The 13,108-nt window shown below is 45.5% G+C and carries 8 protein-coding genes; 3 read left to right on the top strand and 5 right to left on the bottom strand.

All coding sequences use genetic code 11. The annotated features are described in order from the left end of the window. Nucleotides 1-104: 104 nt before the first annotated feature. On the bottom strand, nucleotides 105-2,693 hold the full coding sequence (gene clpB, locus CI960_RS09835) for an ATP-dependent chaperone ClpB (protein WP_005856692.1): 2,589 nt from the start codon (nucleotides 2,691-2,693) through the stop codon (nucleotides 105-107). Between the two features lie 341 nt (nucleotides 2,694-3,034). Next, nucleotides 3,035-3,667: a DUF4858 domain-containing protein gene (locus CI960_RS09845; protein WP_005856690.1), complete on the bottom strand. Its 633-nt coding sequence runs from the start codon at nucleotides 3,665-3,667 to the stop codon at nucleotides 3,035-3,037. A 151-nt stretch (nucleotides 3,668-3,818) separates the two neighbouring features. Here CI960_RS09845 and yaaA point away from each other — a divergent pair, with 151 nt between their 5' ends. The 3 genes from yaaA to CI960_RS09860 all read left to right on the top strand — a co-directional run bounded on the left by yaaA (nucleotide 3,819) and on the right by CI960_RS09860 (nucleotide 9,079). Then, the gene (yaaA, locus tag CI960_RS09850; protein ID WP_005856688.1) at nucleotides 3,819-4,583 is read left to right on the top strand and encodes a peroxide stress protein YaaA; all 765 of its coding nucleotides are present in this window, start codon (nucleotides 3,819-3,821) and stop codon (nucleotides 4,581-4,583) included. A gap of 97 nt (nucleotides 4,584-4,680) precedes the next feature. Beyond that, nucleotides 4,681-5,751: a 6-bladed beta-propeller gene (locus CI960_RS09855; protein ID WP_094582343.1), complete on the top strand. Its 1,071-nt coding sequence runs from the start codon at nucleotides 4,681-4,683 to the stop codon at nucleotides 5,749-5,751. Between the two features lie 85 nt (nucleotides 5,752-5,836). After that, nucleotides 5,837-9,079, top strand: a complete 3,243-nt coding sequence (locus CI960_RS09860) for a S41 family peptidase (protein ID WP_005856683.1) — start codon at nucleotides 5,837-5,839, stop codon at nucleotides 9,077-9,079. A gap of 90 nt (nucleotides 9,080-9,169) precedes the next feature. Here the strand turns inward: CI960_RS09860 and CI960_RS09865 are convergent, their stop codons facing one another. The 3 genes from CI960_RS09865 to CI960_RS09875 all read right to left on the bottom strand — a co-directional run bounded on the left by CI960_RS09865 (nucleotide 9,170) and on the right by CI960_RS09875 (nucleotide 12,997). After that, entirely contained in the window at nucleotides 9,170-10,354 is a 1,185-nt protein-coding gene (locus CI960_RS09865; RefSeq protein ID WP_005856681.1) for a glycosyltransferase family 87 protein, read from the bottom strand. A gap of 141 nt (nucleotides 10,355-10,495) precedes the next feature. Beyond that, the gene (locus CI960_RS09870) at nucleotides 10,496-11,902 is read right to left on the bottom strand and encodes a DUF5723 family protein (RefSeq protein WP_005856679.1); all 1,407 of its coding nucleotides are present in this window, start codon (nucleotides 11,900-11,902) and stop codon (nucleotides 10,496-10,498) included. Between the two features lie 36 nt (nucleotides 11,903-11,938). Further along, the gene (locus CI960_RS09875; RefSeq protein ID WP_005856677.1) at nucleotides 11,939-12,997 is read right to left on the bottom strand and encodes a DUF4621 domain-containing protein; all 1,059 of its coding nucleotides are present in this window, start codon (nucleotides 12,995-12,997) and stop codon (nucleotides 11,939-11,941) included. Between the last annotated feature and the right edge of the window lie 111 nt (nucleotides 12,998-13,108).

A 13,108-nucleotide genomic window follows, 5' to 3' on the forward strand; every position in this document is an offset into this window, starting at 1 on the left:
ACCTATTAGTGAAAAATAAAAAGGCGGAATGATTCACATAGGATCATTCCACCTTCATTATTTTATAGAAACACCACGCTTAACGTCAAGCGTTCAAGTCTACTTTAGTTCTTAAATTCCAGACCATCGTCTTTCCTATCGATCACGATCGGGCGGTTACGGTCTACCGTTCCACCCAGCAAAGCCTTTGACAACTCGTTCAAGACATACTTCTGAATGACACGTTTTACCGGACGGGCACCGAATTGAGGATCGAAGCCCTTGTCGGCGATAAAGTCCACGGCCTCGTTCGTGAAGTCCAAGGCGACACCGTTCGTAGCCAACATCTTCTTCACGCTGTTCAACTGCAAGGATACGATCTTGCGAATCTCCTCCTCGTTCAGCGGAGTAAACATGATGATATCGTCGATACGGTTCAAGAACTCCGGACGGATCGTCTTCTTCAACAGTTCCAGTACTTGGATCTTCGTCTCGTCTACCACCTTGTCATGCGTGGCGGGTGTCATCTTCTCGAAGTTCTCACGGATCAAGGAAGAACCTAGGTTACTTGTCATGATAATGATCGTGTTCTTGAAGTTGACAACACGGCCTTTGTTATCCGTCAACCGTCCATCATCCAAGACTTGCAACAAGATGTTGAATACATCCGGATGCGCCTTTTCGATCTCATCGAACAAGACAACCGAGTAAGGTTTCCGGCGAATCGCCTCCGTCAACTGTCCACCCTCATCGTAACCCACATATCCCGGAGGCGCACCGATCAAACGAGTCGCGCTGAATTTCTCTTGATACTCACTCATGTCGATACGGGTCATCATATTCTCATCATCGAACAGATACTCGGCCAACGCCTTGGCCAACTCCGTCTTACCCACACCGGTAGTACCGAGGAAGATGAAAGAACCGATCGGTCGTTTCGGGTCCTGCAGGCCGGCACGACTACGACGAACCGCATCGGCGATAGCGTTGATCGCCTCTTCCTGACCGATCACACGGGTATGAAGCTCGGACTCCAGACGTAATAACTTATCTTTCTCGCTCTGCATCATCTTGCTGACCGGAATTCCAGTCCAACGGGATACCACATCGGCGATATCGTCGCTATCCACTTCCTCCTTGATCATAGCCGCGGCACCTTGCATCGTCTTCAACTTAGCCTGTACCTCCTTGATCTCCTCTTCCTTTTGCTTGATCTTACCGTAACGGATCTCAGCGACCTTGCCGTAATCCCCCTCACGCTCCGCCTTATCAGCCTCAAACTTTAGGTTCTCGATATCGATCTTATTTTGCTGGATCTTATTGATCTGCTCCTTCTCGCTTTGCCACTGAGCCTTTTGCTTGGTCTCCTCCTCCTTCAAGTCGGCGATCTCCTTGTTCAGTTGCTCTAATTTAGACTTGTCGTTCTCACGCTTGATCGCCTCACGCTCGATCTCCAACTGTTTGATACGGCGGGAAACCTCATCCAACGACTCCGGTACGGAATCGATCTGCAAACGCAGACGGGCGGCGGCCTCATCCATCAAATCGATCGCCTTATCCGGCAAGAAACGATCCGTGATATAACGGGTAGACAACTGTACGGCGGAGATAATGGCATCATCCTTGATACGTACTTTATGGTGATTCTCATATTTTTCCTTCAAACCACGAAGGATGGAGATCGTATCCAACTCACTCGGCTCGTCTACGATAACGGTCTGGAACCGACGCTCAAGCGCCTTATCCTTCTCAAAATACTTCTGATACTCATCCAACGTCGTGGCACCGATCGAACGTAGCTCACCACGAGCCAAAGCCGGTTTCAAGATGTTAGCGGCATCCATGGCACCTTCGCCTTTACCGGCTCCTACCAAGGTATGGATCTCATCGATAAAGAGGATGATCTCGCCCTCGGATTTCGTAACCTCGTTCACCACCGCTTTCAAACGTTCCTCGAACTCGCCTTTATATTTAGCTCCGGCGATCAACGCGCCCATATCCAACGAGAAGATCTGTTTAGACTTCAAGTTCTCGGGAACGTCACCCCGAACGATACGATGGGCCAACCCCTCAGCGATAGCAGTCTTACCTACACCTGGCTCACCGATCAAGATCGGATTGTTCTTCGTACGGCGGCTCAATATCTGCAAGACACGGCGGATCTCCTCGTCACGTCCGATCACGGGGTCTAGCTTACCGCTACGGGCACGCTCGTTCAAATTGATGGCGTATTTTCCTAAGGCATCGTAAGTCTCCTCGGCGGATTGGCTTGTCACCTTATTTCCTTTACGCAATTCCTCGATCGCTTGACGTAACTCTTTCTCTGTCACGCCGGCGTCTTTCAATATCTGTGAAGCGGTGCTCTTTTCCGTAAACAACGCCAAGATGATCGGCTCCAACGATACATATTGATCCCCCATTTTAGAGGAATAATCGATCGCCTTCTGTAAGACAGCGTTCGACTCGCTAGAGAGATAGGGTTCGCCTCCCGAAACCTTAGGATAAGATTCGATTTGGCGATCCAGTACCATATTCAGGTTTTGAGCGTTTACCCCTAATTTCTGAAAGATAAAATTAGTAACACTCTCACCCGTCATAATGACAGCTTTCAACAAGTGAACAGGTTCGATAACCTGTTGGTTATTTTTAGTAACCAGCTGTACGGCTTGTTGAACAGCCTCCTGCGCCTTGATTGTAAAATTGTTTAAATTCATGTATTTAAGCTCCTTTCTTATATTCTTTTCTAATTTTATTTTACACTTATATCCTTACAAAAGAAATACCAAAACGAAAATATGACATTTTGTCTTAATATTATAAAACAGAATAGAGAACTCCCCGTCAAACCGTCCATTTCGGATGTCATTCGGACGTATCTTTTCAGAAAGAACAAAAGAGAGAGAAAAAGGTTTTGATAGTAAACACACAGTATCTAGGTAAAAACAGTCAATGTTCTCAAAAAAACACGTACGAGTTTTTCCGGAAACACGTACATGTTTTTTGAAATTCACGTACGTGTTTTTTTCGAGTGGTTATATCCTATAAATCCAACAATTTACGGATAGTCATTATAATACTTCCACGTATTCTCCCGTTTCCTGTTTCTCTTCTTATCACGGGCACTTTTCCAGAAAATAGTCTCTAGTAAATCCTCTGCGTCGAAATAGACTCTTATGGTAGCAAGTACCCCTCCCCTTCGCTGGCCATCTTTCACGACATCCGAGTATATATTAGTCAGTTTTACGTTGGCAGCCATAGGAACCTTACCTACCTTTAACTCTTTCCAATCCTGATTCTTAGGGAGCCTAATCGTGTGCGCTTGCTTCTGTATGGCCAATGAACGGGAAGGTGACTTAAAATTCAGCAGCATGAATAGGACTGGGGTAATCGAATCATAATTGGTCAACCTACGTAAAGTATCTAACTGTACATATTCCGAGAAGTCTTTCGTAATCGGCAACTCACTTGGTGAGGATAACATATGGGTTCCCGGTTGATCGGGTCGTAGAAAAGTCCCGCTTTCTATCGCCTTCTGAAACTCAGGATTCAAACGTATCTCCTCCTTGCCGGATAAAAATTCTTGCAGGCGCAAAGAATCCTGTTCCGTCCACTGCGCATGGGCCATCGTAGGTAGGATGAATACTATCAAAAGGAATATAGGTCGCATCTTCACGTCTCTCATCTTCATAATCCTCATTACATTTCTATCACCAAGACTCATTCCTCCATTAAATCCCCCATTCGAGTCGAGATACTTTAAGATTTATTGGGATGCTTATACCCTATTTGAATCTTAATATGGATTACCTTTATGCGATCAATCCAAATCCAATATAGATATGTTGATATTATTATCTCCGGCTAAGACAATGACCGGGACATCCAAGATAAAAGCGCCGCAAGGCACGACTCCACGTTTCCAGCAAGAGGCGAACGAGATCGCCCTGCATATGACCCAATTTCCCATTGACGAATTAAGTCGTATCCTCAAGCTCAGCCCGAAACTGGCGGCGGAATGTTACCGCAGATACCAAGATTTTCATGCGGAAGACAACCAGCCCTTGCAAGCGATACTCGCCTATACCGGTGTCGTATTCAAGAATATCAGCCCGAAAGACTTCACGGAGGAGGATTTTCTTTTCTCGCAAGAACATATGCGTTTCGTATCGGGATGCTACGGGTTACTTCGCCCATTAGACCTTATCAAGCCTTACCGGATGGAGTTCGACGTAAAAATCCCGGAACTAGGCGACGGGAATATGTACACCTTCTGGAAGGACAGGCAAACAAATATATTAATCCATGACGTCCGACAGGGAGACGGAATCCTACTGAATCTAGCCAGCTTGGATATCCAACCCTCTTTCCAGTGGAAGGAGGTGGAGCGATCCGTCCGGATCATCACGCCCGAGTTCAAGATCTGGAAGAACGGCAAAGCGGAGACGATCGTGATCTACGCCAAGATGTGCCGGGGACAAATGAGCCACTATCTCATAAAGAACCGGATTTCTGACCCGGAGGCATTAAAAGCATTCACATGGGAAGGCTTTTCCTATAAAGAATCCATGTCCGAGGGGGATAATTGGGTATTTCTACAAGAATAATTCTAGGCTTATCCAATAAAATCAGATGATCTACGTTTTATAAAAACAATTCGTAAAAATCATAAAAAGGTTTATCCTTCTTTAATTTAGCGGTGATATGAAAAGAACCTTTACATATTTATTACTACTTGTTCTATTGGTTTGCGGAAAGCAAGCCTATAACCTGTTAATCTCGAATGAATCGATCCGGAGCAACCCTACCGGAGCCTTGTCTGACATCGCGGATGAGGTAATCGCCATTCCATTACAGGACTCAGGGACGCATTCGATCAAGGAGGCCAAGTATATCCGTCAAGAGGGAGATAACCTATTCCTTATCAGCAATGAGACGCTTTACCGTTTCAATCGCAAGGGAGAATTTATCTGTCGCATCACCCATCCGGATGACATACGGGTAGCGGGGTATGTAGTGAACCCGGCCAACCAGCAGCTGATCGTACTTGGAAACACGGACGATATTTTCTATTACTCATTCAATGGTGATCTCCTTACCCGTAAGAAACTGAAATGCGACCTTCCGGAGAATAGGCATATGCTATCCATATCCATGCACAATAACCGGATATTTACCACCGAGGAATGTGTTCATGGGGATACGGCAGGGAAAACCGCCACGATTGAGAAACAAATCGTTGAATACGATTCCTCTTTCCATAAATTACAATCTCATACGATCCGTCCGGTCGATCTGGAACGTTCCGCATGCCCGATCGGTTGTCTCGCCCCGGAAATAGCCGTGGAGCCCGGAAGCGGAACGGTTTATGCCTACGCCCCCTCCTATCAACCCGGGAACTTATTACGGGACACTTTATATATTAAGCAAAAGCGGCAAAGCCAAGCCTTGGAGAACCTTGCCGGAAAGAATACACTTCCTTTGCTACCGATCCGCATGGGTAGCCGTTTCTGGGTATCTACTTACTATAACGCAGAGGATGAGTCCAGAAATTACACCTTCTGTTATGATACGGAGAAGGAAGAATACTGGCAGGTAAAAGAAGGATTAAAAGATAATTTTTATCAAACCGGTAATGTGCGACGAATGGACCCTATCGATCCCTATTGCCATTCCTATTGTTTCAGCAAATCCGGAGAGGATCTGCGAAATACTTTCCCCGCACAGGCCCAAGGGGAAAGCCTCGTGTTATTTATCGTGAAATTGAAAGGGTAAATCCAGTTAATATTTCAATAGAGAGCAGACTGATGGGTACAAAATAATATGTATCTTCGTACCATTCTAAAAAAGCATTAAGTACATGAAAAAACTTTTAACCTGCATTGCCTTGGGCTTTGCGACTACCAGCTACGCTGTAACCCCTTTGTGGATGCGTGATGTACAAATTTCTCCTGATGGAACAGAGATCGCGTTTTGTTACAAAGGAGATATCTATAAAGTACCGGCCAAAGGAGGAACAGCGACACAACTTACCACCCAAGCATCGTATGAATGCACGCCAATCTGGTCTCCGGACGGAAAACAAATCGCTTTCGCCAGCGATCGTAACGGCAATTTCGATTTATTCGTAATGCCCTCCAACGGTGGAACGGCACAGTGCCTCACCACTCATTCCGCCTCCGAGATTCCATCGGCCTTTACTCCCGACGGCAAATACGTACTCTTCTCCGCATCCATACAAGATCCCGCCCAGAGTGCCTTATTCCCGACCTCGGCCATGACGGAACTTTATAAAGTGCCGATCGGTGGCGGACGTACGGAGCAAGTATTGGGAACACCCGCCGAGATGGTTTGCTTCGATAAATCCGGAAAGACATTCTTATACCAAGACCGTAAGGGCTTCGAGGATGAATGGCGTAAACATCATACCTCGTCCGTCACCCGGGATATATGGATGTACGATACGCAAACTGGAAAACATACCAATTTGACCGACCATGCGGGAGAAGACCGCAACGCCGTATTTACCCCGGATGGACAGACGGTTTACTTTCTGAGCGAACGCAACGGAGGTTCTTTCAATGTATATTCATTCCCTCTCAACACCCCACAATCTATAACGGCGGTTACTAAGTTCAAGACACATCCCGTACGTTTCCTCTCTACAAGTAGCGACAATACATTATGCTACACATACGATGGCGAGATCTATACACAACGTCCGGGAGTCAATCCGCAGAAAGTGCGGATTGATTTGATCCGTGACGATCAAGAGCAAATCAGCGATCTGAATTCCAGCAAAGGAGCTACCTCTGCCACCGTATCCCCCGATGGCAAGCAGATCGCCTTAACCCTAAGAGGCGAGGTATTCGTCACCTCGGCCGATTACAACACGACCAAACAAATCACCAATACCCCGGCCGCCGAAACAGGCGTATGCTTCTCGCCGGATAACCGTACCTTGGCTTACGCCAGCGAGCGTGGTGGTAATTGGCAACTTTACTTGGCTAAGATCGCCCGTAAGGAAGAAGCTAATTTCCCGAACGCAACGATTATCGAAGAGGAAGTTCTCCTGCCTTCTAAGACCGTAGAGCGTAATTATCCTCAATTCTCACCGGATGCTAAGGAACTCGCTTTCATAGAAGATCGTATGCGGTTGATGGTAGTCAACCTTGAGACGAAGAAAGTACGCCAAGTCACGGATGGCTCCACATGGTATAGTACAGCCGGCGGTTTCGATTACTCATGGTCGCCAGACGGTAAATGGTTCACGCTCCGGTTTATCGGCAACAAACACGATCCTTATTCGGATATAGGCTTGGTTAGCGCGCAAGGCGGGGAGATCACCAACCTGACCAATAGCGGTTACACCAGCACCTCCCCACAATGGGTACTGGATGGAAACGCCATCTTATTCACCACCGAGCGTTACGGAATGCGTGCGCATGCCTCATGGGGTTCCTTGAATGATGCCATGCTGGTATTCATGAATCAAGACGCTTATGATAAATTCCGCTTGAGCAAAGAGGATTATGAGTTGCAAAAGGAACTGGAAAAGGAGCAGAAAGAGGTAGCCGGGGACAAAACCGACGACAAGAAAAAAGAAGATAAAGCCGATGAAAAGAAAGACGAAAAGCCCAAGGATATCGTAGTGGAACTGAAAGGCATCCAAGATCGTATCCTACGCCTTACTCCTAATTCCTCCGAAATGGGTAGCGCCGTCATCTCGAAGAATGGCGAGACCTTATATTATTTCTCGGCTTTCGAAGACAAATACGACCTGTGGAAAATGGACTTGCGCAAGAAAGAGACCAAGCTACTCCACAAGATGAATACCGGATGGGCGAACATGGAAATGGATAAGGAAGGTAAGAACCTGTTCTTGTTGGGTAGCAATTCCATGCAAAAAATGGATATGGGATCGGAGAAACTAACACCGATTCATTACCAAGCGAACTTAAAAATGGACTTGGCCGCCGAGCGTGAGTATATGTTCGACCATGTCTATAAACAAGAGCAAAAACGGTTCTACAACGTGAACATGCACGGCGTAAATTGGGACGTTATGACCGCCGCCTACCGTAAGTTCTTGCCACATATCAATAACAACTATGACTTCGCAGAGTTGCTAAGCGAATATCTGGGAGAACTCAACGTCTCCCACACCGGAGGACGCTTCCGTCCGCAAACAAGCGGCAATATTACCGCCAACCTAGGCCTACTTTTCGATTGGAACCATAGCGGCAAAGGTTTATTAATCGCTGAGGTAGTGGAAAAAGGCCCGTTCGATCACGCACGTTCCAAAGTGAAAGCCGGTACCATCATGGAGAAAATAGACGGACAGGAAATAACCCCGGATATGGATTACTCCAAGCTATTAAACAATAAGGCCAAAAAGAAGACCTTAGTTTCCCTCTACGATCCACAAACCAAGGAACGCTGGGAAGAGGTAGTCTTGCCTATCAGTAACGGTGAGTTAAATAACTTGCTTTATACCCGCTGGGTGAAACAACGTGCCGCCGACGTGGATAAATGGTCGAACGGACGATTGGGATACGTCCATATCCAATCCATGGGAGATCCTAGTTTCCGCTCTGTCTACTCCGATATCCTAGGTAAATATAACGACCGGGAGGGAATCGTCATTGACACCCGCTTTAATGGTGGTGGGCGCTTGCACGAGGATATCGAGATCTTGTTCAGCGGAGAGAAATACCTCACCCAAGTGACACGTGGCCGAGAGGCTTGCGATATGCCTAGCCGCCGCTGGAATAAACCTTCCATCATGTTGCAATGCGAGGCTAATTATAGTAACGCACATGGAACCCCGTGGGTTTATAAGCACCAACAGATCGGACGTCTGGTAGGTATGCCCGTACCGGGAACAATGACTACCGTCTCTTGGGAAACCCTGCAAGATCCGACGCTGGTATTCGGCACACCTATTACCGGTTATCGCCTGTCGGACGGTAGTTACTTAGAGAACACACAGCTGGAACCGGATGTTAAAGTCGCTAATTCTCCGGAAACTGTTGTCAAAGGGGAAGATACGCAATTGAGAACAGCGGTACAAGAATTACTGAAAGAGATCGATAAAAAGTAGTTTAAAACGAGACTACTCTCATCGCTTGTCGGGAGTAGTCTCGTTTTATTATGTAACCTTCTATTAAAAAACAGGCGATATTCACTCTGCCTAAGTCGTGATATGCTTATAAGGAGAATGACTAAAATCCAAGAAACACATCTCATAGCAAATGGTCAGCCACACCACAATGCAAGGCCAAGCTTTTATCACATACGGACGGATCAGTCCATTCCGGACAATAGATGGAACCAGCTCTGTAGTGGATAAGCCAACAATCACCAAGGTAGCTATCCAAAGCCAATAAGTATATTTCTTATGGGGCGATACACTGCATATATACCAGATAGCGACTCCTATCATCGCTATGATATATCCACTCGCCTCGCTTCCCGTACTGAATAATACGACAAATAATAAAACATTAGCCAACAACATAAAGCGAAAAGCCGGATATTTATATTGAGAGATCCTTAAATATGGAATGCAGAATAAAATCAAGCCCGGTATGATAAGCCACATATCGCTATACTCCGCATTCCCGGATATCTTTCGAACCACTCCTAATAATGATATATTTTGTGGATCAGCGAACATATTCAACATATTTTTCACCTTCAATCGCTCAAACCAATCTATATACTGAGAGATCACATACTCAAACCCCGGTGTATAAAGCACCGGGATCACAAAGCAAACCAATCCCCAGAAAAGACAAGAGGCTAATAACCTCACTTTCTGCCTTGAGAAGAAAAAGAACGCCAATCCCACGATCGGATAGATCTTGATAAATGTTCCGAGCATAATAATGCCTGCCGCCCAGAAATCCTTTTTCTCCAGTATCAAGACAAACGATAATAAGATAAAGGCCGCTACTGATATATTGAATTGCTGTACTCCTTGAGCCGTCATCAACTCACAATACGAATACCAATAAATAATGATTTTTTGGGTACTCGACAATGGCAATCGGCTAATCGCATAAAACAATAGGGCGGTATTACCCGCTATCCATAAGATTATACCCAACCATTCCGGTAACAGGGCGAAAGGAGCTATGATAAGACTAAATAAGATTCCATAATGATTTGAATCATAATATTCCGGATAATGATCCCCATATAAGGTTAACCCCTCGATAGCATGCCAATAGACTCCTTCAAATATCTTATAATTATTATATTTTCCAATCAACAACTTGACAATAGCAAAAATAACACCGGTTAGCATCCATACCCCGAATACAGTCCGGGGCTCTCTCCATACCGGATGGGTGGCTAAAGTCTTTAATCTCATATCCAATTTCTTCCTTTCAATCAGTCCACAAAGATAAAAAACCTAATAAAACGAGCCTAATAAAAAAGAAAAGACTGTCTGGGTATATAACCCGGACAGCCTTTTCCTTTATGATACAGACTCTATTCTGAGTATTCCCTATTAATTAGCGAATGATTTCAAAGGAACACTTACTCCCATGTAAAGATTCATGGCGTTACCGCTTACCGGTAAGCATTGTGGAGTTACCTTTGTCAACATATAATCCGATCCAATAAAGAAATTGATCCAAGACGGTGAGAAATTCAAGGCGATACCATACGTCTTGAACTTACTATGGATAAATGAGTAGCTCAGCGTAGCCTCAAACCATTTCACCGGACGGTAATTACCGGACAATGTCAGTTCCGTATAGGCTTTCGGGGAATAAAGACGAGTGCTTGACAATAAGCCGATACCTAACTTGTTTTCCAGCAAACGGTACTCGCCACCGATATTGATTGTCGAACGAAGACGGGTAGTGCTTCCGGACTCACCCTCTTTCTTGAAATGAAGCAAGTTCTCGAAATCTTCCTTGATAGCGTCAAACTGATCGCCCATGCTCGGTATATCACCGTTATTCTCGCCGATAGCCAGATCAAAGCCGTTAAAGTCGAAAGTTCCATCCAACTTACCTACCGTGCTCCCTCCTTTGCTCCAACTGATAAAACCTAAATCAAGGACAGCGGCGGACAACATGATATTCTCGGTCAATTGGTACGTAGCACCCAAGTCCACTCCCATACCGAAACCGCTAAGACCCGGAGAATCGAAATCAAAGCTATTATAATAATCACGGCCTTGCTCGTCTACTTCCATTTCCGGGACCAAGCCTTTCATATTCGTCTGCAAGGTACCGGTAGAGGTAACTTTCCAGCTAGTCTCTCCCATCTCAGCATGCATCTGATCGATCGTAGCGTCCATAGAACCTACGCCCCATAACAATTTAACCTTACCTCCGACTGTCAACTTATCCGTGATAGGACGAGAATATCCTACACCTGTCTCCAAATAAGCCTCGGCGTACGCCCTGATATTACGAATATCATAGGTACTCTGAGATCCATTACCCTTTTTCATGAACTCGAACAATGTCTTCGGAGCACGAATATTCGCCAAGCCCTTGATAGAAACATCAACCGTCCAGAATCCCTTGCCGGCGTACCAGCCACCGGATAGAACCTGCGTGCCAAAATCCATATTTACCTGATTCTCATCCTTCAAGCCATTCAGGAAAGACTCGGTATTCACGGAGTTATCCATGAACGTAACGGTCTCACCATTCTTCGGATAAATAAAATTATCCACAGCTATTCCGTTCGTACCATACGAAGCGCCAACCGCACCTAATACCGGAATGGAGACATAGCCTCTCTCGGGACGATACGCCGGATTCATCGTCGTGCGTGCCGTAGAAGATTGCATGAAGTAAGAAGTTCGTATTTGCTGGGCGGATACCGACATTCCCACAGTGGTCAATAAACATAAAGCACACAGACCTCTCTTATACATATTATATATAGTATTCATCTTTCTTTTTCGTAATTTAAATGGTTAGTACTGGGATCAAATGGAGATACCACCTTCTTTCTTAAGTTTCAAGTTGAAGGTCGTTTTCTGGCCTTTCTTCAAAGCCTCGCCTTGATCTCTACCCGTTAAATGTAAATTTAGGTCTATATGACGTGCATCCTTCATTTTCGGCATATCCTCCTTCGTGATCTCGAAGATAACCTCTCCAGATTGTCCTTTTACCTCTTGTGCCGGGAATTGGATATCTACCGGTACATTGTTCTCATCCATGATCACCATCTCGATAGACATATCGAACGGCATCTCGTTCGTAACCTCTCCATAGATCCTCGCGCTTCCGTCCGAGAAAATATAGTCTACGAAATCCTCATCAAAAGCGTCCTCGATCCGCTCGACGGATACGGCGCTAAATTCCGGTGCCGGAGTCAACGGAAGCTCTACCGCATAACGTAACTCACTCAAGGCATCCGCAGGAGCGTTCGCCCATTGTTTGCTATCAGCGGACAAAGACAAATGTATTTTTTGAGGAACAATCTGTACGATTCCCGGTAACTTCTCGTTCTTGACAAACTTAAAAGCATCCGTCTTCGGATCAAGAGGGCCGATCCAAATATTAGGAGACACCGTTGACAAGGTAAAATCAGAGGAAGTAGCCTCCTTTTTACTTGTGTTCTCAGCCTCGATAGACAAGCTACAATCCAAAGAGGCATTCTTTACATTCGACTTTAACGTAATGTGGGGGTTCGTTAACGCCAAAACGAAATCGCCATCGAACAAGCCATCGATATCCCCAGTCGTTATATCTTCCGAGGCGATCTCCACTTTATCAGAGGCGGCCCGTAAGCTTTTCCCCTTAATCTTCATCTCTCCATCATAGATCATGACGTAAGCCCCGTCGACTTCCCGAATGGAAGGGACTTTCTCTACATTCACAACGTCATCCGACGTTACATAACCCATACCGAGGGGAGCTACCCAAGACTCACCCATTACCGCATCGTCCGTATTGACATCGCTTAAATCATACTTACTATCCACACATGCCGCTAAACAGCAAGATGATAGCAATAGCATCACCAAATGTTTGTTTTTCATATAAAGTTATTTTTATCAAAATTATGACCCTAACAGCGCACAAAAATAAACAAAATAAATGAAAGTTTAGCCATAAAAAAAGAGTGGCATCGTATTATTAACGCCACTCTT

Source organism: Parabacteroides sp. CT06, from assembly GCF_002257605.1.
GTDB classification, from domain to species: Bacteria; Bacteroidota; Bacteroidia; order Bacteroidales; family Tannerellaceae; genus Parabacteroides; species Parabacteroides distasonis.